The sequence below is a fragment of the Marinobacter sp. R17 genome, assembly GCF_003789045.1.
GTDB classification, from domain to species: domain Bacteria; phylum Pseudomonadota; class Gammaproteobacteria; order Pseudomonadales; family Oleiphilaceae; genus Marinobacter_A; species Marinobacter_A mangrovi.
On record NZ_RHGZ01000004.1, the window covers coordinates 148,037 to 169,754 of the forward strand.

Genomic DNA, 21,718 nt, shown 5'->3' on the forward strand with positions numbered 1-21,718 from the left:
GTGCTGGGCCTGTGACGGCAAAAAAAGGAGCAACCGAAGTCGCTCCAAGGGGGTTCGATAACCACTGCCGCCTCGCTTGGCGGTCAGCGGCTCGGTTCAGATCGCCTCGGCTAAAAAGGCCCTGAGCTGGCCCAGTCCGGTGACGCCATTCTGCTGGGCAACCGCCTTGCCGCCGTTGAACACAATCAACGCCGGTACGCCACGAATGCCCATGGCAGCAGTAATCTCCGGGTTCTGGTCCACATTCACCTTGACCACATCCAGTGTGCCGGCAAACTCATCCGCCAATTCCTCCAGAAGCGGCGACAGCGTGTGGCACGGACCACACCAGGGCGCCCAGAAATCAACCAGGACGGGCCGTTTGGCCTGGATCACCGCCTCGGTAAACTCGTTGTCGGATACCTCACGGATCACATCGCTCATGGGGTCGTCTCCGTTCTGTGGACTGACTTGATGACACCATATTGGACGACCCGCCCCCGGCCGACTAATTGCCCGTCGGTATAGTGGACATCACGGCTGATGATGACAGGCGGCCTTTGGCATACTGATCCACCTTCCGCAGCCAACGTCACAAGGCGTTCGCCAAGGCCCGTCCATTGTCCGATCCACCGGCCAACGCAACGGGACGCGCCCCACCGGTCCGGAGTCATGCCATGAAAAACCAGGAACTGACCCTGCTCTATGTCTTCGACGCGATCATGACCGAAGGCTCGATCACCCGGGCGGCTGAGCGCCTGTCCATGACCCAGCCGGCGGTGTCCAACACCCTGTCGCGGATGCGCCAGGTCTGGAACGATCCGTTATTCATCAAGAAGGGCCGTAATATCGAGCCCACCTCCTACGCCTTGAGCCTGTGGAACCAGGTGCGCGGACCGATGTACGAGCTGTCCAACGCGGTCGAGGCCACTCATTTCGAGCCCGCCGAGTCCAAACGCGAATTCCGCATCGCCATTACCGACGCCATTCTCGAGCTGATCTGGCAGCCGTTGGTGTGTGAACTGGAAAAGCGGGCGCCGGGCATCGACCTGCATGCCGTGCCCTACACCGCAGAGACGGCATTCGGGCACTTGCGCGAGGCCCACGTGGATCTGGCCATCGGCCTGCTCACCGAACACGACCACAGTCTGCGCAGTATCTGGTTGTTCGACAGTGGCTACACCCTGGCGATGCGCGAAGATCACCCGCTGGCTGGCCAGCCCGTTTCGGTCGAGGACTTCATGGCGGCACGCCACCTGTTGGTGTCCATGTCCGGGGAGGCCACCGGGTTCGTGGATATGGCGCTGATGCGCAAAGGGCTCAAGCGTCGGGTCGCAGTGACCGTCAACCACTTCCCGGCGGTCCCCAAACTGCTGCGGACGTCGAACATGATTGCCGCCATCCCGGAAATCGCCACCAACGACGCCGGCTTCCACGACGGCATCTGGATGACCGACCTGCCGGTGGAGGTGGACCCCACCAGCCTGTACCTGATCTGGCACACCCGGCACGACCGGGATCCCGGCGTGGTGTGGATGCGGGAACTGGTGGAGCGGGTCACCAAGGAACGCTGGGCCACCTGCATGGGCCCGTCCAAAACCGGCCACCGCAAACCCGCCCTGCTGGCCGGCAACGGCTGATCGGTTCCGCGTCTTGCTGAACACCCGCCCGCCCCGGACCACGACGCGGCCCGCCTCGCCCCCTGTCACTTCCCGGGTGTGGGCGGCGGCAATCAGCCAGCCACAAACAATGGTCCCGGGAGGGCTTCTGCACGGTCTGCGACGGTTCTGTCGCGGTGTTGCCGACGCTCCTGACCGCGAAAGCAGGCCATTCCAAAAAATAATGGCAACTCGATAATCAATATATGAAAGGCATTGACATATTCAGGAAGTCATCCAATACACCGCTGATTTGTATGAAAAAATACGTACATCAGCAAACGTGATGTTTGAAATATCTCTATAGAATTATTCTATGCCGGCGGGAAGATTGATAATGATTGCATCTGGCGAGGAGGCCCTTCTCCCCTGACCAGCCTTTTCATTATCACGTTGATGAAGGAGTTATCACGATGCGTACTTCAGCTCTCAAAACTCTGCTCGCCGTTGCACTGACCGCCACTGCCCTGTCCGCGAACGCCAGCCTGGCCGACCGCGCTTCCGATGGCCCCGCCGAACCGATTGTGTCCTGCATGCCGCAAAGCACCGGTGATTTCGGCGATGTCAGCGGCTACAACAAGCCGACCGTCTGCGTTCCGCAGAGCACCGGCGACTACGGCGATGTCAGCGGCTACTGAGCCGCTCTGCGCACCGGTTCCGGGAAGGGCCTGACGGCCATCTTCCCGGCCGGATGCGGCTTTCCTCTCTATCCGGCCACTCACCACCATGACCTTATGGCAGAAAACGGGGCAAGATCAGTAAGACCACGCCCACCCCCATCATCGGCCACACCGCGCTGACCACGTACGGGTAGAACATCAGCCCCAGCCCCGTATAGAAATACCGCTTGTCCTGCTGACGCCGCCCATAGATGAAATAACCCAGTCCGATCGAACTGAACACCAGGGCCACCAACAGCGTTGTCGGATCCAGCATGTCGTTAATACCTCTCGTGTGTGTCACTTTCCCGGATAAAACTCTGCGGCGGCTTGCCAAAATGGCGTCGGAACGTCGCCACGAAAGCGCTGCTGCTGCGATAACCCAACGAATAGGCCACGGCGGCACTGCTTTCCCCCTCGCCCAGTCGGTTGATCGCCTCCAGCAATCGCAGACGGGTGCGCCACTGCTGGAAGCTCATGCCGGTTTCGGCGCGGAACAGCCGCTCCATGGTGCGGGGGCTGGCGCCACAGGGGCGGGCCAGTTCATCCAGTCGACCGGTTTCCGCCGGATTTTCCGTCAGCACCTGCATCAGGGCCTGTAATCGTCGATCCTGACCGGCCGGCAGGTACAGCGGCGAGGGCGTCAGCCGACCAATTTCGTCCAGGGCCACTTGCAGCAGACGCCCCTCGGCGCCGGCCACCGGTTGTGACAGATCCATCCCCATGATGCGTCGGATCAGCGCCCGCAGCAGCGCGGTCATTTCCATGACCTGGCAATGCTCCGGCAGGTCCCTGCAGGCGCTGGCATCCACGTAGAGATAGCGGACCGACGCCGGTGTGTGGGTGGTGACCTGATGATTCAACTGCGGCGCAATCCAGACGGCGTGGGTCGGCGGCACCACCCAGGCGCCGCTGTCGGTGTGGATCCGCAGGACGCCGGATTCCGCCCACGCCAGTTGGGCCCGCGGATGGCGGTGAACGCGCACGGTGCGATCGCTGCCGTAGACCGCCGCATGGCAGAGCACCGGCCGGTGGGGGTCCTCGATGAAGCCCTTGCCCTGGGGTTCATGCTGTGTCGTGTTTGCGATATCCATTGTCAGTCTGTCGTCTTTTCACATGACGAGCATACACCCATGATGGAGCCACTTTCACGACAGGAGTCACGACGTGCTTGATAAGCGTCATCTCAGCCAGGGCCTGGTGATCGTCGCCGTGTTCCTGGCGATTCTGGTCCAGATCCATCCCCCGGCCGCCCTGGACACCGAACAGACCCGAACGCTGGGCATCGTCCTGGTGACCCTGGTGCTCTGGGCCACCGGGGTATTGCCGGAATACCTGAGCGCGCTGATCTTCTTCCTCGCGGCGCTGTTGCTGGAGGTGGCCACACCGGCGCAGATCTTTTCCGGGTTTTCCTCTTCCGCCTGGTGGCTGATTTTCGCCGGCATGGTGATCGGCATGGCGATTCGCTCCACCGGTCTGGGCGATCGGGTGGCGGCCGTCCTGGGACGGCATCTGGCACACAGCTATCGCGGGTTGATCATCGGCCTGGTGGTGTTTTGCGGGTTGCTAGGTTTCGTCATGCCGTCGTCCATGGGGCGCATCCTGATGATGGTGCCGGTGGGCCTGGCACTGGCCGAGCGCTGCGGCTTCGGGGCCGGCAGCCAGGGCCGCACCGGCATCGCCCTGGCGGTCACCTTCGGCTGCCACGTGCCGACCTTTACCATCCTGCCGGCCAACATTCCCAACATGGTACTGGTGGGCGCCGCCAACACCATCTACGGCGTCGACTTCAGCTACACCCAGTACCTGCTGCTTCACTTTCCCATCCTGGGAGCGCTCAAGGCCGTGATCATTGCCGGCCTGATCCTGCGGTTCTTTCCCGCCCGTATCGCCGCTCAATCCGTCAACCCGGAAGCGCAGGTGCCCATCGGCCCGATGTCCGGGCAACAGCGCTACCTGTCAGGCATCCTGCTGCTGGCCCTGGCGCTGTGGCTGACCGACAGCTGGCACGGCGTCAGCCCGGCCTGGGTCGGACTGGGCGCCGCCATTTATCTGCTGCTGCCCCGAATCGGGCTGGTGGATAACAGCCGGGTGAGCCAGCAGCTGAACATCACGGTGCTGCTGTTCGTGGCCGGCGTGCTCGGGCTGGGCGCGGTGGTGAACAGTTCGGGACTGAGTCAGGTCCTGGCCGCCACCCTGGAGCGCTGGCTGCCACTGGCGCCGGGCGAGGATGCCCGCAACTTCTTCTCACTGGTAGGGATGGCCTTTTCCACCGGTATCCTGACCACACTGCCCGGCGTACCGGCGGTGCTGACCCCGATGGCCGGCCAACTGGCCGACTTGACCGGGATGAGTCTGGAGTCGGTGATCATGACCCAGGTGGTCGGCTTTTCCACGATCCTGCTGCCGTACCAGTCCGGCCCGCTGCTGGTGGGCATGCAGCTGGCCAATGAGCCGGTGCGCAGCCTGCTGAAGATCACCGTGCCCCTGACCGTGATCGCCCTGCTGATCCTGACGCCGCTGGATTACCTGTGGTGGCAGTTGCTGGGTATGTTCGATGGCGGTGGCTGATCAATGGTCGAAACGGCGGGCCTGACTGTATCGGTCCCGCCAGTAGTAGCCGTCGAGACGGGATTCGGTGACGCCGACCGACGATGAAGCGTGGATAAACCGCTCGTCGCCCATGTAGATGCCGGCGTGCTGGTCCTTGCCTTCGATGCGGAAGAACACCAGGTCGCCCGGCCGGATCTGGTTGAGGGGCACCACATCGCCCATGGCCAGCATCTGGTCGGTGGTGCGCGGCAGCAGCCGGTCCAGCCCCTCGCGATAGGCGGTCATGATAAACCCGGAGCAGTCGAAGCCATCGCCGTCGGTGCCGCCATAGCGGTAGGGCGTGCCCTCGTAACGTTCGAACACCTGCCACAGGCGGGCCGCCGTGTCCGACGTCGCGATCGTATCCGGCGGCGTCGCAGGGCTTCGCGGCAGGGCACTGTCGCTGGCGCAACCGCCCAGACCCAACATGACCAGCAGGAGCCCGGCGGCGGGCAGGGCGCCGCGCTTCCCGGCAAAAAGGCTGCAAAACAAGACACTGGCCATGATCGGATAACCAACCTGTGAAAACGGACGTGCACCCGCCTACTTTATAAGCGAATTCACAGGCTGTCAGGTTACGATTCCCTCAGCGGGTGACCCAACCGCCGCTCATCGGAAACACCTGCCCGACAAAGCAGTCCGCGGCGTCACTGCACAGGTAGGCCGCCAGGCTGGCATCCTCCCGGGGTGTCACCAATCGCCCCAGCGGCACCTCCCGCTGCACCCGTTCCTGAAAGCGGGGATTGGCCTGGACCTCCGGCGGGAAGTAGGTGGGGTTGTCCACGAAGTTCTGGGCGATGGCATTGAACTGGATGTTGTGCCGGGCCAGCTCCACGCCGGCCGACTGGACGTAGGCCAGCTGCGCGCCCCGGGCGGCGCTGTAGGTGGACGCCCGCTTCATGCCGCGCAGGGCCGAAGCGCTGCCCATCAGCAGGATCTTGCCGCTGCCATGGTCCAGCATGCCTGGCAGGACCGCCTGGACCAGCCGCGGCAGCGGATCCACCAGGGCGGAAAACACGTTGCGCCATTCGTCCTGGGTCACTTCATCCACGGGCGTGCTGGGCGCGGCAATCGCCAGGTTGGCCACCAGCACGTCCACATCGCCGGCGGCACGGACCACCTTGGCCGCAGCGCCGGTGGGCAACAGCGGCGTGGTGTCGTCGATCACCGTCGCGCCGTGTTCCGCCAGCACCTCGCACAGCGCCGGCCCCATAAAGGCATCCGCCTGGGTGACCAGAATGCGTTTACCGGCCAGGGATTGACCAGACAGGGACATAAGCACCTCCTGACAGACCCGGAATGTGTGGCCTTACCATAACCCGCTGATGTCGAGATTGCAGCCCGTCGCCGTCCTCGCCCCATCCCGGCCCACGTCGGGTCGCATCAGCCGGTCTCTCCATGCACCACCGCTCGATTGCGCCCCTGGCGCTTGGCCCGATAGAGCGCCCGATCCGCCTGCGCCAGCACCTCAGCCACCGGCTGTTCGTCCGCCGGCATCAGGGTGCTCAGACCGATGCTGATGGTCACCACCGGCGCCACCTCCGAATGGGCATGGGGAATCTGCAGGGCCTCGACCCGGGTGCGCAGCCGTTCGGCGATGGCCCGGGCGTCGGCTTCCGGCGTCATGGGCAGGACCAGCGCGAATTCCTCGCCACCATAGCGGGTCACCAGATCCGTGGGGCGGCGCACCACGTCCCTCAGGGCCTGCGCGATCGCCTGCAGGCAATCGTCGCCCGCCTGGTGGCCGTAGTGGTCGTTGAAGGCCTTGAAGCTGTCCACGTCGCACATCAGGATCGACGTCGGCAGTTGATCCTGGTGGGCCCGGCTCCAGTCGTGGTTGAGGAACTGATCCAGACTGCGCCGGTTAGCCAGGCCCGTGAGCTTGTCGGTGGTGCTCAGCTTTTCCAGGTTACGGTTTGACTGGATCAACTGGTCCTCGGCGTGATCGATCTCTTTCCGGAACAGGTGGGAAAAGCTGCCACTGAGGGTCATGGCCCCGACGACGCTCACCGCAAACATCCAGTTTACATAGGCCTCGGGCACCGGCGTCGCCGCCTCGGCAAACAGGAACTGGCACATCAGGAACAGGGTCACCAACCCGCCCAGCAGCCACACCAGCACCGCCGTGCGGTGGCGGATAAAGATCAGCGCCTGCACGCTGCCAATGGCGTAGTAGAAGAGATGGACACCGGCTGCTGCCCCGATGAAATAGGTCACCACGAGGATCTGGGTGCAGGCATTGATCAGCACCAGGTTCCGGGAATAGGTGTATCGATGACTTCGATTGAAGCCCAGCACCGTCAGGTAGCCCGCCATGAACAGCATGTTCAGGGAAAAAACCGGCCAGTACAGGGCGATGTCGTAGAACAGATAGAACACCTGGTACGGCAACGTCGCCATGGCACCGAACAACGCAATCTGGTTGGTCAACGCGATCTGACGACGCAGACGGGGCGGTCGGCCTGCCGTGCCCTGCAACCAGAGTTTTTCGATGGACGCGTACATAAAAGCCTTTTCCGGACATACTTCTACACTATAGGCCAGATGTACGATAGGAATGTTGTCGCAGCCCGCAACCTGTCCGGATTGTCATGTGACGCTCACCCGCCCGGACACTCCGCTCAGGGGCAGCTTTCGCGCACCATCAGGCGGGTCGGGATCAGGACGTTGCGATCAGGCTCTTCGCCCAGGAACAGGCGTGCCGCCATGCGTCCCTTTTCGGCACTCTGCTGGTAGACCGTCGTGAGCGATGGATGCAGGGTGTTGCCCTCGGGAATGCCATCGAAGCCGACAATGCGCAGGTCTTCGGGGATGCGCAGTTTCATCTGCAGCGCCACCTGGATCGCCGCCAGCGCCAGGCGATCGCTCATGCACAGCAGCAGGTCCGGCCGCTGGTCGCTGTTGAGCGCTTCCCAGGCGGCCTGATAGGCGTCGGGATGATCGTTGGTGGGAGTGGACCAGATGCGCTCGGCCGGCACGTCGTAGCCGGCGGCATGCAGGGCATCGAGATAGCCACCCAGGCGCCGCACGGACACAGCCCGCTGCTCACGGAACAGTTCCCGGCCGGCGATACGGCAGACCGTTTCCGACGCCACCAGTCGCAACCCGAGGATGCTGACCCGCTGCGGTGGCGTTTTCAGGGCGTGCTCGGCGCTGGTACGGGCGCCTTCATAGTTGTCGATATTGACCCAGGTGCAACCGTCCAGGTCGAAATCCACCGCCACCATGGGCTTGCCCTGTTGCAGCAACCGGTCGTAGGTGCGTCCTTTGGACAGCCAGCCGTAAATGATGAAGCCGTCCACCATGGCTTCCTGCAGATGGCTACGATACTCGCTGTCCGGATCCTGACTGGAGAGCAGCAGCATGTTCATGCGGTTCTGGTCGAAGACTTCAGCCAGGCCGTGCAGGAATTCGCTGGCCACGGGATCGGTCAGGGAGTAGGCGAGATTGTCCGCCAGCATCACGCCGACGTTGCCGGTGCGTCCGGTACGCAGGCTGCGGGCCGCGGCGTTGGGCCCCATGTAGCCCAGGCGCTTGCACTCGTCCAGAATCCAGCGCCGGCGGGCTTCGGACAGCTGATCCGGGCGGTTGAAGGCGTTGGAGATGGTCGCGGTGGAGACGTCAAGCAGCTCCGCCATGCGTTTGACGGTCAGCCGCTCCCTTCCTGGCCGCGACGGCGCTCCGGTGCCGGTCATCCCTGGGCACCTCCCATCCGGGCTTCCCCGACCTCATTGGCGGCCGGTGCGCGGGTCCGACGCAGCACCTGCCCGCTTTCATCGAACAGATGCGCGCTGTCGACGCTGATCACCGGCACCAGCGACTGGCCCTGGATGACCGGACAGGGCACCGGCTGGCGCACCACCAGGGGCTCGCCGGCGCCGGGTACGTCCAGATAGACGTAGGCCTCGTTGCCCAGGTATTCCACGTTCATCACCTCCAGCGGCGTGTCGTCGGGTCCCGGCTTGCGCAGTTGCAGATGCTCCGGGCGAATGCCCAGGGTCACCGTCGCGCCCGCCTCCAGCCGCGAACTATCGCACGCGCAGCTGGCCAGGCCAATCCCGTCCAGCGTGACCTCGCTGGTGTCCGCCCCGGGGGTTGTGAGAGTCCCGGGCAGCAGGTTCATCTTGGGCGAGCCAATAAAGCCCGCCACGAACAGGCTTTCCGGGTTCTCGTAGAGGTCAAACGGCGAGCCCACCTGCTCGATGTGGCCCTTGTTGAGCACCACGATCTTGTCCGCCAGGGTCATGGCTTCCACCTGGTCGTGAGTCACGTAGATCATGGTGGACTGCAGCCGGTTGTGCAGCTTGGCGATCTCGTTGCGCATCTGAACCCGCAGGCTGGCGTCCAGGTTCGACAGGGGTTCATCGAACAGCATGATGCGCGGCTCCCGCGCCATCGCCCGACCGATCGCCACGCGCTGGCGCTGGCCCCCGGACAACTCCCGGGGCTTACGGTGCAGCAGTTCGCCCAGCTGCAACACATCGGCGGTTTTCTGCACCCATTCGCGAATCTTCTCCTTGCCTGCGCCGCTGCCCAACTTGAGGCCAAAGGCAATGTTCTCGAAGACGCTCATGTGCGGGTAGAGGGCGTAGGACTGGAACACCATGCCCACGCCCCGCTCCTTGGGGGACAGCTCGTTGACGATCTCGCCGTCGATCTCCAGTTCACCGTCGGTGATTTCCTCCAGGCCGGCGATCAGCCGCAGCAGGGTCGACTTGCCGCAGCCGGAAGGGCCGACGAAGACCACGAACTCGCCGTCGTCCACCCGCAGGTCGATCTGGTGAATGATCTCCTCGTTGCCAAACGCCTTGGTGATGTCTTTCAGTTCCACACAAGCCATGTTCATTGCTCCCGGGCGTCGTACGCGCCCTGTCTCAGAGTTCGGCGTAAAAAGCCTGGTACGGCGGCAGGTCGATCTGACCGCCCTTCCATTGGCCGCTGAATCCGTGGCCCTCTACGGGCGTCAGTCCGGCTCCGGACCAGGTCAACGATTGCGCCTGGCCCGTGATATTGATGGCCACCAGCAGGGTCTGGTCCGGGTGACGGCGGATCCAGCACAGGACGTCACCGGTGTCCTCCACCAGCTCCAGTTCGCCACCGCACAACGCCGGCTGCTGCTGACGCCAACGAATCAGGGTGCGGACACGGTTGAGGATGGAATCGCTGTGTTCCTCCTGCACGCTGACCGCATACTCCAGATGATCACGATCGATCGGCAGCCAGGGTTCGCCGGTGGTGAAATCGGCCTTCTCGGTGGGTGTCCAGATCATCGGCGTGCGACAGCCGTCGCGGCCGCGGAACTCCGGCCAGAAGTTGATACCGTAGGGATCCTGCAGGCTTTCGAACGGCACGTCCGCCTCCGGCAGCCCCAGTTCCTCGCCCTGGTAGATGCAGACGCTGCCACGCAGGGACAGCAACAGGGCCATCAGCACCGGCGGGTAGGCCTGCGGGTCTTCGTCACCGTGGCTCCAGCGACTGACCACCCGCACCACATCGTGGTTGCTCAGCGCCCAGCAGGGCCAGCCGTCGCCGATCCCGTGCTCATAGTTGCGCACCACGTCGCGAATATAGGTCGGGCTGAAGCTGTCCGCCATCAGGTCGAAAGAGTAGGCCATGTGCAGCCGATGATCGCCGGCGGTGTACTCGGCCATGCGCTCGAGCGGCTTGTCGTCGCCGATTTCGCCGACCAGCGACGTGTCCGGGTAGCTGTCCATCAACGCCCGCATGTCGCTGAGGAAGTCCAGGTTTTCCGGCTGACTCAGGTCGTTGACGTGGCGCTGGTAGGTGTAGGGGTTCACCCCCTTGGCCACGACCGTTTTCTTCTCCCCCGCCGGCACCGCCGGGTTGTCCGCCAGCGAGCGGTTGTGGAAGAAGAAGTTGACGGTGTCCAGACGGAAGCCGTTCACCCCCAGATCCAACCAGAAGCGCATGTTGTCCAGGTGGGCCTGGCGCACGTCCGGGTTGTGGAAGTTCAGGTCCGGCTGGCTGGCCAGGAAGTTGTGCAGGTAATACTGCCCGCGCCGTGTGTCCCAGGCCCAGGCACTGCCGCCGAAGATCGACAGCCAGTTGTTGGGCGGCGTGCCGTCCGGGCGCGGGTCGGCCCAGACGAACCAGTCCGCCTTCGGGTTGTCACGGCTGGCCCGGCTCTCGGCAAACCAGGGGTGCTGGTCGGAGGTGTGGGACAGCACCTGGTCGATCATCACCTGCAGTCCCAGCCGGTGGGCCTCGGCGGTCAGCGCCCGGAAGTCGTCCAGGGTGCCGAACATCGGGTCCACCGCCCGGTAGTCGGAGACGTCGTAGCCGAAATCCTTCATCGGCGAGAGGAAAAACGGCGACAGCCAGATCGCGTCCACGCCCAGTGAGGCCACGTAGGGCAGGCGCGACGTGACGCCCTTGAGGTCGCCAATGCCGTCCCCGTTGCTGTCCATGAAGCTGCGGGGATAGATCTGGTAGATCAGCCCGCCTTTCCACCAGGGTCGTGCTTGGGTCATAAGAAGGAACTCCTAAAATCAGCCTTTGACCGCGCCCGCCGTCAGGCCGGACACGATGCGTCGTTGGAAGATCAGGACCAGCACGATCAGCGGCACGGTCACGATCACCGAGGCGGCCATCAGCGTGCCCCAGGGCAATTCATGCTGGGAACCGCCGGTGATCAGGGCGATGGCCACGGGTACCGTGCGCTGGTCGTTGGTCAGGGTGAAGGTCAGGGCAAACAGGAACTCGTTCCAGGCGGCGATGAAGGCCAGCAAACCGGTGGTGGCCATGGCCGGCCCCATCAGCGGCACGAACACCTTGAACAGGGTCACCACCGGTGACGCGCCATCCACGATGGCCGCCTCTTCCAGCTCCTTGGGCAGTTGCCGCATGAAGGTGGTCAGCACCCACACTGTGAACGGCAGGGTGAAGATGGTGTAGGAGAACACCAGCGACCAGGGGTTGTTGTACAGGTCCATCGCCCGGATGACCTCGAACAGGCCGGACAGCACCGCCACCTGCGGAAACATCGACACGCCCAGCACGATCATCAGGATCGGCCCGCGTCCGCGGAAGCGCACCCGGCCCAGGGCATAGGCAGCCGTCACACCCAGCAGCATGGCGATCAAGACGGTCATCGACGACACCAGCACCGAGTTCCAGATGCTGTCCAGGAACGACTGCTGGCCGAGTACCGAGGCGTAGTTGCCGACGTTCAGCGAGTGGATCCAGTAGTCCACCGTGAACAGCTCGGAGCCGCTCTTGAACGAGGTCAGGATCGCGTAATAGAACGGGAAAACGGTAAACAGCAGGATCGCCACGATCAGGAAGAAGAAGGCCACCTTGCCCACATAGCGTTTCAGCTTGCGACGGGACACCAACGGCTGCGCGCTCATGCGTCACCTCCGATCTGTTTTCGGCCCAGGTAGAGGTAGGTGATGGTCAGCAGGGCGATGATCAGGAACAGCACGGTTGAGGCTGCCGAACCGTAACCCACGTCCTGGAACTGCACCAGCTGCTGGCGGGCGTAGACCGACATGGACATGGTGTCCTCGCTGTTCGAGGTCAGCACGTAGATCACGTCGAATACCCGTAGGGCGTCGAGCACCCGGAAGATGATCGCCACCATCAGCGCCGGCGTGATCAGCGGCAGGGTCACCCGGAAGAACACTTTCACCGGGTTGATGCCGTCCACCTTCGCCGCCTCGTAGCAGTCCGACGGCAGCATCTGCAGCGCCGCCAGTGCCAGTAGCGCCATGAACGGCGTGGTTTTCCACACGTCCACCATGATCACCGCCCACATGGACAGGTCCGGATTGGCGGTCCAGTTCAGCGGCGAATCGATGACCCCCATGCCCAACAGGATATGGTTGATGATCCCGAACTGGTCGTGGAGCATCCAGCCCCACATCTTGGCAGAGACAATGGTGGGAATGGCCCAGGGCACCAGCGTGGCGGCCCGCACCCAGCCCCGACCGCGGAACTGCATGTTCAGGGTAAACGCGATCACCAGACCGAAGACGGTCTCCAGACTGACCGACACCACAGTAAAGAACACGGTGTTCCAGACCGCGTGCCACCAGACCGGATCGGCCAGTACGCCGTACCAGGCGCCATCGTCATAGACCAGGTAGTTCTCCAGGCCGATGAAGTGGTAGCTGGTCAGATCGGAGAAGCTGGCGTCAGTGAGCGAGAACCAGATGGTCCGCAGCAACGGCCAGCCAGCCACGCCGGCCAGAACCAACAGCATGGGGATCAGGAACAGCCAGGCGGCACGCACCCGCTGGCGGCTCACCCGGCCGCGCCGACGGGGCATTGCCTGCACCGGCGCAGGAGGGACCGGCCGCGTGGCGACCGGATCGGTTTTGGACAGAGCCATGGTGACCTCGATCGATAGGCGGCGGGCTTACCAGCCGCGCCGCCCCAGACGGTTCAGTTGGTGATCGAGGCTACCCAGGGCGTCCCCTGGTGAGCTCTCACCGGACAGCACGCTGTGTACCGCGTTGTAGAAGGCGTTGCTCACCCGACCGTACTTGTCGCCGGTGGCCGAAGAAGGCCGCGGTACGCCATTCTTGAAGGTCTCGAACAGGTCGCCAAAGAAGGGGACCTTGGCCAGCACCTCGTCGTCCTTGTAGAGGTCAGGACGGGTCGGGTTGTAGCTGCCTTCAATGGCGCGACGCTTCTGCTCCTCGTAGCTGGTGAGGTACATCACCAGGTCCGCCGCCACTTCGGGATGTTCGGAATATTTGGAAACCGCCAGCTGCCAGCCCCCCAGGGTGCCGGCGTGACGGCCGTCCTCGCCGCCCTTGGGCAGGGCGACCACACCGACCTTGCCCTTGACCGGGCTGTCGGCGCTCTGGGCCAGAGCCCAGGCGTAGGGCCAGTTGCGCATGAACACCGCATTGCCGGACTGGAACACGCCGCGGGCCTCTTCTTCGGTGTAGTTGAGGACGCTCACGGGGGAGATGGTATCGATCCAGCCCTGGGCCATTTTCAGGGCTTTAACGGCTTGCGGGTTGTCCACCGTGACCTTGCCGTCGCGATCGACGATGGTGCCGGCGTTGTAGCTGGCCAGCCATTCCAGGGCATCGCAGGTCAGGCCTTCGTACGCCCGGCCTTGCCAGACAAAGCCCCACATCTTGTCGTTGCCGGCCTTGCGCTCACCGGCCTGGACCGTCTTGGCCACATCGGTCAGCTGCTGCCAGGTTTCGGGCACGGGCTGGTCGTATTTCTCCAGCAGGTCCTTGCGGTAATAGAGCACCCCGGCATCGGTGAACCAGGGCATCGCGACCAGACGGCCATCCACCGTGTCGTTACGCACCAGGGACTGGAAATGCGCCTTCTCGGCCCCGTTGCTGTACTGGCTCAGGTCGATGAAGTTGTCTCCCAGCATGCCGGGCCAGATGACGTCGATCTGGAACACGTCCACATCGCCGGACTGGGCGGCCAGCAATTGCTGGTACAGGGAGAGACGCTCGGTGGAGGAATTCGGCGTGGAAACCACTTTGACCTGGTTGCCGGTCTTGTCGGCCCAGGCCTGGGTGCCCTGCTCACAGAGCTGACGCTCGGCACCCACGGCGCCGCAGGAGATGGTCACAGTGGTCGCCTGGACGGCGCTCACGCAAAAGCCGGAGAGAAACGCACCGGCCAGGATCAGGCTACGGATCGGTGTAGACATAGTAGAACCTCATCTTGTTTTTGTTGGGTTCGTGTCTTTTTTAGAGAGCCGTCCCACAAGCCCGGCGGTCTTTTGGACCGTCAGACCTTGAGCGATGGCCCGCTTACTTAATGCTTTAAGTTAACGTTTAATACGTTAGGAGACGTGTGGAACGGGTGCAACCGTCGGCGGGACTTAAATTTAACTTAAATTTGCAATGACTCCGGGAAGGGCTCCGACAGGGACGTCCAACACACCGCCCTGCCGGGAGGCACGGTTAACTGGACATAGATTTGGCGCCGTCCATGCGTTTTTCATGTGCCTCATCCATGTGATCGGCCAGTTGCTGGCGTGCCGACTCGAGGCGCTGCCAGGCGCTGCGTAATTCCGCAAGGTCTTCGTTGGGCGGCGCCTGGTCCTGCAGACCGCTATCCAGCGATTCATAGGCTTCATGCACCCGCTCCGACACATCCTGATAATGACGCCAGGCGGCATCATGCTCTTCGCGCAGGTTTTTCCATTCAGACGGCGCTGCCATGGTTTCCTCCGGTTTGTCGGTCCTTTGAAGTGTGCCTTCCACCCTAAACCCTCAGCCCCGGCCGACATCAACCCGATTCCATGAACCGGGGCTGAACGGCGCATGACGATCTGCTCATTCCCCGCGCCAGTTGACGCTGTATAACTCGTGCCGACGATCGTACAGGTTCTTCACCGTGCCGCTGTTGCGGGCGGTCAGCAGCACCTGCGGGCGCAGGTCAGCGAAAGCCACGGTTTCCACGTTGGGCGTAGTGTCGGCGGCAATGCCGTCGCGAGCGAAGGGGAAATCACAAGGCGTCAGGATGCAACTCTGGCCATACTGCAATTCCATGTTGGGCACATTGGGCAGGTTGCCGACGTTGCCGGACATCACCACGAACAGCTGGTTCTCCACCGCCCGGGCCTGGCAGCAGTATCGCACCCGCAGGTAACTCTGCCGCTCGTCGGTGCAGAAGGGCACGAACAGGATCTGGATGCCCTGGTCCACCAGGTGGCGGGTCACTTCAGGGAACTCGGCGTCATAACAGACCAGCACGCCGATCGGCCCACAGTCCGTTTCGATCGCGCTAACCCGGCCGACCGCCACGGATGTTCCACCAGTAGGCCTCGTTCGGCGTGGGGTGGATCTTGGGCTGGCTGAAGACCTGGCCGTCGCGCAGGAACACGTAGGCCATGTTGCGGATGGCATCGTCGTCCTCCCGCACCGGCGTGGACCCGCCGATGATGTTGATGTTGTAGCGCAGGGCCAGGTCCCGCATGAGGTCGTGGTAGGCCCCGGCGTATTCGGTGATCGCCTCGATCGCCGCCGCCGGACTCTCCTTGCGGCGCTCTATCGACAGCAACTGCAACGTGAACAGTTCGGGGAACACCACAAAGTCGCCCTTGTAGGTGGACACCACATCGACAAAGTAAGTGACGATGTCGCTGAATGCCTCGAAGGACGCCACCGGCCGCTGCTGGTATTGCACCGTGCCCACACGCACCGTGTCGGGCATGCGCTTGCCGTAGCGCTTCTGCTTGCCGCGGTCGCCGTTGCGTTCCACTGCCGGGTTGCGCCAGACCAGGTGAATGCCATAGCCCATGGAATCGTGATCGGCATCCAGGTAATGGGGAATGATGCCGTGGATCTCGAATGCGTTGTGGAGCTGGAAGGACAGCACGTCGTCGCGCTGTTTCTTGCTCTTGATCGCCTCGATGTAGACCTCGACGGATTCGAACTTGCGGATGCGCCGACGTAGAGACGGCAGCCGTCCCGCGAACACCACGCCCTGCAGCCCCAGGCTCTGACACAGGGCCTTGCGTTCGTTATACAGGCGCTGGCCAATGCGGTAGCCGCGGTAATCCGGGTCGACGCATACCTCCATGCCGTAGAGCCAGTCGCCCTCCGGGTCGTGTCGTGAGGCGTAGCCATTGCCGGTGATGGACGTCCAGTCGTGGGGCGCCAGGGCGACTTCCCCGGCAATGCGGAACGTCGCGCAGTAGCCCACCACCTGGTCACCCACGACGGCCACAAACTGGCCTTCGGGAAAGTTGTTCATCTGCCCGGTCAGCGGGCCTTCGGTGTAGCCGTACATGCCGGTGTTGGCATACACCCGGCGACTCAGCCGAATGATGCCGGGAATATCCTGCAGGGTGGCCTGACGTACAGACAGGTGTTGGCTGGGATCGCTAAACGGCGGACACATGGGCACCTCCAGAACGCAGCGATGGTTACGTCATCGTTCTCCGCGAATAGCCCCGCCGTCAAGAGAGTGCCGATCAACGATTGCCGGAAAGGCTCGTGCCCGGAAAAGACATGGTGGCAAGCCAGCGACGCGGCACTGTTAGACCTGGCGGGGTCGAACGACAGTCCATGCACCGCCAGCCCCAACGCAAAAAAGCGGACGACCTGTCCCGGAGAGAACGCTCCGGAACGCGGTGCCCGCCAAATAGGCTTAGTTGGAAAAGCACTGGGGTGCTCTCAGCACCCCATCGTCAGAACCTGAACAACCAGGGCAGGAGAACCTCGCCGTAACCCCAGAGCATCACGGTCACGGCCAGCAGACCTTCAAGTACCAGCACCCCGACGGCGAGGGTGGTACTGGAGACGATGAAGCCTTCTTCCGAGCTGATCCCCAGGAAGTAGGGAATCCCCAAGTAGAGGAGGTAGGCGCTGATACACAAGCCCACGATGCCGGCCAGCAGACACAGCCAGACCAGTGGATACACGGCAACCAGGCCGCTGAGGAACATGGGGGTCGCGATGTAACCGGCGAAGATCACGCAGCGGCGCCGACTCGGGGGTTTTCTGAACCGGTGGGCCATCCAGTAAATCACGTTGCCGACCAGGAACACGGCCGCCAGGATGGCGATATAGAAGGCAATACCGGCGTACAGCGCGCTCAGCAGGTCGAGCTTGATAAAGGCGTGTTCGCCTCCAAAGCCCCACCCCACCTGGGTCGTGCCAATGTAGGCGCAGATAACGGGAACAGCGGCGAGCGTAAACACGTGGTGCGCATACAGATGCGTTACCGTTTCGTGCTCGTCCTCGATGTGGCCCCATTCACTTTTCGGGTGAGTCAGAAGGCCCCAGACGTGTGTCAGCATACAAGCACCCCTCTCAATGGTGATGATGGCTTTCTACACTTAGCTTCTATTACTCAAACATATAGTTGATGATTCTGAAAATAGCACACCGGATATCGAACAGAAATTGCCCGAATCATGACTCAATCACAGGCCGGAAAGCGCTTTCAGTGAACAACAGCGTGGTGGGGATTTCGAGAATAAGGAAGGGAAAAACGAGCTGCTACAACACATTACAGCAGCTCGTCAGGATGGCGATTCAGGCCAGGAAAGCCGGCAGGACGCCGTTGATGCCCATCATCAGGCTCAGCACACACACCGTAAGAATGGAGAAGCCGAAGTTGCCCTTGGCCCACTTCACATTGTCTTCGGTGCGGAAACCGGCGATTCCCAGTTTCAGCCAGTACAGGCCCATCAGCAGCATCACCACGAAATAGGCGATGCCGGTGTAACCCGCCAGGCTCAGCGACAACGCCGCCAGCATAAAGGCCACGGTGTAACCCACAATGTGGATCTTGGCCGTGCGAATGCTCCGGGCCACCGGCAGGACCGGAATACCGGCCATTTGGTAGTCGCGGAAGCGGAAGATGGCAATCGCGTAGGAATGGGGCATCTGCCACAGGCAGAAGGTGACCAGGATGATCGCTGCACCAACGTCAAACTGACCCTTGACGGCGCAGTAGCCCACCACCGGCGGGACCGCCCCGGACAGGCTGCCAATCAACGTGCCGTATACGGAGTGCCGCTTTGAGTAGAGGCTGTAGGCGCCGACGTAAATCGCGAAGCCGAAGACCGCCAGACCCGCCGTCAGCACATTGGTGCTCAGCAGCATGGTGAATCCGGCCAGACCCAGCAGGGTCGCAAAACCCAGGGTCGTGGCCGGCGTGATCGTTCCCTGAACAAGAGGCCGGTTCCGGGTGCGTTCCATCACCGCATCGATATCGCGATCGATCAGGTTGTTGAACGCACAGCCAGAGGCAATCACCAGGGCCAGCCCCACCAGTGTGGCGATGAACAGGCCCGGGCTGAACTCACCCTGGGCGGCCAGAAAGAAGCCGCCCATGACGGAGATCGAATTACCGAAAATGATCCCCGGCTTGGTGAGCGCGATGAACTGCCCAAGCACGTCTTTGAAGGACGTGCCCGGCATTACATCAAGTTGATGTTCAGGTGATACATAATCCACAGGGTGCCACCAATGACGAGGACCAGGATCACGGCGGTGAAGAAGACGAAGGAACCGGAGTCTCGGCCTTCCTGTGTCTTCAGGTTCAGGTGCATGAACAGGATCAGCTGAATCAGCACCTGGAACACCGCCAGGATCGCAATTGCAATGACAACGAACGTCTCGTCGAATCCGCCTTTCATCACCATGCCGAACGGAATGATCGTCAGCAGGATGGAAAGGATCAGCCCGATAATGTAGGACTTGGTGCTGCCGTGGCTATGGCTGTCGTGGTCGTGAGAGTGACTCATTTACAGTGCTCCCATCAGGTAGACGAAGGTGAACACGCAGATCCACACGATATCGAGGAAGTGCCAGAACAGACTCAGGCACATGATGCGCGGACGCGTCATGTCAGTCAGGCCCTTGGTGGACAGCTGGATCAGCATGATCGCCATCCACAGCAGACCGAAGCTCACGTGCAGGCCGTGCGTGCCGACCAACGCGAAGAAGGAGGACAGGAACGCGCTGCGATCCGGCCCCAGGCCTTCCACGATCAGGTGATGGAATTCATAGATTTCCATCCCGACGAAGCCTGCACCACAGGCGAAGGTGACCAGCAGCCAGCCAATGACCTGCTTGACCTTGTCCTTGTGCATGGCCAGCACGGCCAGGCCATAGGTGAAACTGGAGAACAGCAGCAGGAAGGTTTCGACCAGGACGAAGTCCAGCTCGAAAATGTCCTTGCCACCCGGGCCACCGGCGGTGCCGTTGTGCAGCACGCCGTAAGTCGCGAACAACGAGCCGAAGATGATCAAGTCACTCATCAGGTACACCCAGAAGGCGTACATCTTCGTGCCGGTCATATCGTGATGTTCGTGATCGTCGTGGCCGTCATGCGCGGCCACGTGTTGGTTAGTCATCGTATCTGTTGCCATGATTACGCCTGCATCTCCACCTGTTTATGGTGTTCGGTTTCGATCCGCTTCACTTCCTCAGCGGGCACGTAATAGTCGATATCCTCGTTGAAGATCCGACCCATGAAGGCCGCGAACATACCCAGGGCGCCGACGCCGACCAGCCACCAGATGTGCCAGACCAGGGCGAAGCCAAACACGATGCTGAAGGCACCCATTACCGGACCGGCAACCGTGTTGCGCGGCATGTGGATGTCCTTGTACTCAATCGTTTCCGGATCAGCCAGCTGCGCCTTACCCTGATTCTTCTGCTTGTCTTCCCAGAAGTTATCGATCGAGTGGATCTCAGGCAGATGCGCGAAGTTGTAGTACGGGGGCGGTGAAGACACGGCCCACTCCAGGGTACGACCACCCCACGGATCGCCGGTGACGTCCTTGTTCTTCTCGCGATCGCGGATACTGACGATCAGCTGGATCGCGGTGCAGGCAATGCCGCACAGGATCAGGACCGCGCCGAACCAGGCGACGATCATCAGCGGCTGCCATTCGTCGTTGGCGTAGGACTGCATGCGACGGACCGCACCGTAGAAACTCAGGATGTACAGCGGCATGAAGGCCACGTAGAAGCCGACCAGCCAGAACCAGAAGGAGCGTTTGCCCCATTTCTCGTCCAGCTTGAAGCCAAACGCTTTCGGGAACCAGAAGGTGTAGCCGGCCATCATGCCGAACACCACGCCGCCGATGATGACGTTATGGAAGTGGGCAATTACGAACAGGCTGTTATGCAGGACAAAGTCCGCTGCCGGTACCGCCAGCATCACACCGGTCATACCACCGATGGTGAAGGTGATGATGAAGCCCAGGGTCCACAGCACCGGAGAGGAGAACTCCAGGCGACCACGGTACATGGTGAACAGCCAGTTGAAGATCTTCACACCGGTCGGTATCGCGATGATCATCGTCATGATGCCGAAGAAGGCGTTGACGTTGGCCCCCGCACCCATGGTGAAGAAGTGGTGCAGCCAGACGATGAACGACAGGACACCGATCGCCAGGGTCGCCCAGACCATGGTGTTGTAGCCGAACAGACGCTTCTTGGCGAAGGTCGAAATGACTTCAGAGAACACGCCGAATGCCGGCAGGATCAGGATGTACACCTCAGGATGGCCCCAGGCCCAGATGAGGTTCACGTACATCATCATGTTGCCGCCCATATCGTTCGTGAAGAAATGGAAATCGAAGTAACGATCCAGGGTCAGCAAGGCGATGGTCGCGGTCAGAATCGGGAAGGCCGCGATGATCAGGACGTTGGTCACCAGGCAGGTCCAGGTGAAGATCGGCAGACGGAACAGCGTCATGCCCTTGGTGCGCATCTTCATGATGGTGACGAAGAAGTTGATGCCGGTCAGGGTTGTCCCGATACCGGAGATCTGCAACGCCCATATCCAGTAATCCACCCCGACGCCGGGACTGTACTTGGCCTCAGACAGGGGCGCGTAAGCCAGCCAACCGGTCTTGGCGAATTCACCGACAAACAGGGACACGTTCACCAGCACAACGCCGGCGGCGAACAGCCAGAAGCTCAGGTTGTTCATGAACGGGAAAGCAACGTCGCGCGCACCGATCTGCAGCGGAACCACCAGGTTCATCAGACCGATCACCATCGGCATGGCGACGAAGAAGATCATGATCACGCCGTGGGCGGAGAAGATCTGGTCATAGTGCTCCGGGGGCAGGTAGCCCTCGGCACCGCCAGCGGCCATCGCCTGCTGGGTCCGCATCATGATGGCATCCGCGAAACCACGGACCAGCATGACCAGGGCCACCAGGAAGTACATGATGCCCAGTTTCTTGTGATCGATGGACGTGATCCACTCACTCCACAGATAGGTCCACTTCTTGTTGACCGTAATCCAGCCAACAAGCGCCGCGCCCACGATGGCAATCACGGCCACCGTCGACATGATGATCGGCTCGTGATAGGGAATCGAATCGAGACTTAATTTTCCGAACAT

At 62.1% G+C, this 21,718-nt stretch carries 23 protein-coding genes; 3 read left to right on the forward strand and 20 right to left on the reverse strand.

The features are described 5' to 3' along the window. Positions 1-96: 96 nt before the first annotated feature. Positions 97-423: a thioredoxin gene (gene trxA / locus EB809_RS04855; protein ID WP_123633683.1), complete on the reverse strand. Its 327-nt coding sequence runs from the start codon at positions 421-423 to the stop codon at positions 97-99. A 233-nt stretch (positions 424-656) separates the two neighbouring features. On the opposite strand from trxA, the gene EB809_RS04860 reads away from it, so the two are divergent. Both EB809_RS04860 and EB809_RS04865 read left to right on the forward strand, forming a co-directional pair. Further along, positions 657-1,619 (forward strand): LysR family transcriptional regulator, encoded by a 963-nt coding sequence (locus EB809_RS04860; RefSeq protein ID WP_123633684.1) that lies wholly within the window; start codon positions 657-659, stop codon positions 1,617-1,619. Positions 1,620-2,050: 431 nt separating this feature from the next. Next, positions 2,051-2,275: a hypothetical protein gene (locus EB809_RS04865; protein ID WP_123633685.1), complete on the forward strand. Its 225-nt coding sequence runs from the start codon at positions 2,051-2,053 to the stop codon at positions 2,273-2,275. Between the two features lie 94 nt (positions 2,276-2,369). Here EB809_RS04865 and EB809_RS04870 read toward each other — a convergent pair whose 3' ends face one another. Next, positions 2,370-2,573 (reverse strand): hypothetical protein, encoded by a 204-nt coding sequence (locus tag EB809_RS04870; protein ID WP_123633686.1) that lies wholly within the window; start codon positions 2,571-2,573, stop codon positions 2,370-2,372. A 4-nt stretch (positions 2,574-2,577) separates the two neighbouring features. After that, positions 2,578-3,390: an AraC family transcriptional regulator gene (locus tag EB809_RS04875; protein WP_123633687.1), complete on the reverse strand. Its 813-nt coding sequence runs from the start codon at positions 3,388-3,390 to the stop codon at positions 2,578-2,580. Positions 3,391-3,463: 73 nt separating this feature from the next. Between EB809_RS04875 and EB809_RS04880 the strand changes: the two genes are divergently transcribed. Next, positions 3,464-4,867, forward strand: a complete 1,404-nt coding sequence (locus tag EB809_RS04880; RefSeq protein WP_123633688.1) for an SLC13 family permease — start codon at positions 3,464-3,466, stop codon at positions 4,865-4,867. On the opposite strand, the gene EB809_RS04885 is transcribed toward EB809_RS04880, so the two are convergent. The 17 genes from EB809_RS04885 to cyoB all read right to left on the reverse strand — a co-directional run bounded on the left by EB809_RS04885 (position 4,868) and on the right by cyoB (position 21,718). Next, entirely contained in the window at positions 4,868-5,392 is a 525-nt protein-coding gene (locus EB809_RS04885) for a C40 family peptidase (protein ID WP_223807817.1), read from the reverse strand. A gap of 82 nt (positions 5,393-5,474) precedes the next feature. Further along, positions 5,475-6,164, reverse strand: a complete 690-nt coding sequence (locus EB809_RS04890) for an SDR family oxidoreductase (RefSeq protein ID WP_123633689.1) — start codon at positions 6,162-6,164, stop codon at positions 5,475-5,477. A gap of 107 nt (positions 6,165-6,271) precedes the next feature. After that, entirely contained in the window at positions 6,272-7,393 is a 1,122-nt protein-coding gene (locus EB809_RS04895; RefSeq protein WP_123633690.1) for a diguanylate cyclase, read from the reverse strand. A gap of 116 nt (positions 7,394-7,509) precedes the next feature. Next, positions 7,510-8,583, reverse strand: coding sequence for a LacI family DNA-binding transcriptional regulator (locus EB809_RS04900; protein WP_123633691.1), 1,074 nt, complete (start codon positions 8,581-8,583; stop codon positions 7,510-7,512). Beyond that, the gene (locus tag EB809_RS04905; RefSeq protein WP_123633692.1) at positions 8,580-9,728 is read right to left on the reverse strand and encodes an ABC transporter ATP-binding protein; all 1,149 of its coding nucleotides are present in this window, start codon (positions 9,726-9,728) and stop codon (positions 8,580-8,582) included. The genes EB809_RS04900 and EB809_RS04905 overlap by 4 nt, the downstream gene beginning before the upstream one ends. Positions 9,729-9,762: 34 nt before the next feature. Beyond that, positions 9,763-11,379, reverse strand: coding sequence for an alpha-glucosidase family protein (locus EB809_RS04910; RefSeq protein WP_123633693.1), 1,617 nt, complete (start codon positions 11,377-11,379; stop codon positions 9,763-9,765). 18 nt (positions 11,380-11,397) lie between these two features. Continuing rightward, positions 11,398-12,240 (reverse strand): carbohydrate ABC transporter permease, encoded by an 843-nt coding sequence (locus EB809_RS04915; RefSeq protein ID WP_190294827.1) that lies wholly within the window; start codon positions 12,238-12,240, stop codon positions 11,398-11,400. A 14-nt stretch (positions 12,241-12,254) separates the two neighbouring features. Then, positions 12,255-13,178: a carbohydrate ABC transporter permease gene (locus EB809_RS04920; protein ID WP_190294828.1), complete on the reverse strand. Its 924-nt coding sequence runs from the start codon at positions 13,176-13,178 to the stop codon at positions 12,255-12,257. A gap of 90 nt (positions 13,179-13,268) precedes the next feature. Continuing rightward, entirely contained in the window at positions 13,269-14,540 is a 1,272-nt protein-coding gene (locus EB809_RS04925) for an ABC transporter substrate-binding protein (protein WP_123633696.1), read from the reverse strand. A 256-nt stretch (positions 14,541-14,796) separates the two neighbouring features. Beyond that, entirely contained in the window at positions 14,797-15,057 is a 261-nt protein-coding gene (locus tag EB809_RS04930; RefSeq protein WP_123633697.1) for a hypothetical protein, read from the reverse strand. Between the two features lie 114 nt (positions 15,058-15,171). Then, positions 15,172-15,642 (reverse strand): nitrilase-related carbon-nitrogen hydrolase, encoded by a 471-nt coding sequence (locus EB809_RS21160; RefSeq protein ID WP_263316974.1) that lies wholly within the window; start codon positions 15,640-15,642, stop codon positions 15,172-15,174. Beyond that, a complete protein-coding gene (locus EB809_RS21165) occupies positions 15,623-16,741 on the reverse strand; it encodes a GNAT family N-acetyltransferase (protein ID WP_263316975.1) in 1,119 nt (372 codons plus the stop codon). The genes EB809_RS21160 and EB809_RS21165 overlap by 20 nt, the downstream gene beginning before the upstream one ends. A 289-nt stretch (positions 16,742-17,030) precedes the next feature. Then, the gene (locus tag EB809_RS04940) at positions 17,031-17,642 is read right to left on the reverse strand and encodes a Yip1 family protein (RefSeq protein WP_123633698.1); all 612 of its coding nucleotides are present in this window, start codon (positions 17,640-17,642) and stop codon (positions 17,031-17,033) included. A 238-nt stretch (positions 17,643-17,880) separates the two neighbouring features. Next, positions 17,881-18,771, reverse strand: a complete 891-nt coding sequence (cyoE, locus tag EB809_RS04945) for a heme o synthase (RefSeq protein WP_190294822.1) — start codon at positions 18,769-18,771, stop codon at positions 17,881-17,883. Further along, positions 18,771-19,097, reverse strand: a complete 327-nt coding sequence (gene cyoD, locus EB809_RS04950) for a cytochrome o ubiquinol oxidase subunit IV (protein WP_123633699.1) — start codon at positions 19,095-19,097, stop codon at positions 18,771-18,773. The genes cyoE and cyoD overlap by 1 nt, the downstream gene beginning before the upstream one ends. Further along, positions 19,098-19,724: a cytochrome o ubiquinol oxidase subunit III gene (locus tag EB809_RS04955; protein WP_123633700.1), complete on the reverse strand. Its 627-nt coding sequence runs from the start codon at positions 19,722-19,724 to the stop codon at positions 19,098-19,100. Between the two features lie 2 nt (positions 19,725-19,726). Then, positions 19,727-21,718, reverse strand: a complete 1,992-nt coding sequence (cyoB, locus tag EB809_RS04960) for a cytochrome o ubiquinol oxidase subunit I (protein WP_123633701.1) — start codon at positions 21,716-21,718, stop codon at positions 19,727-19,729.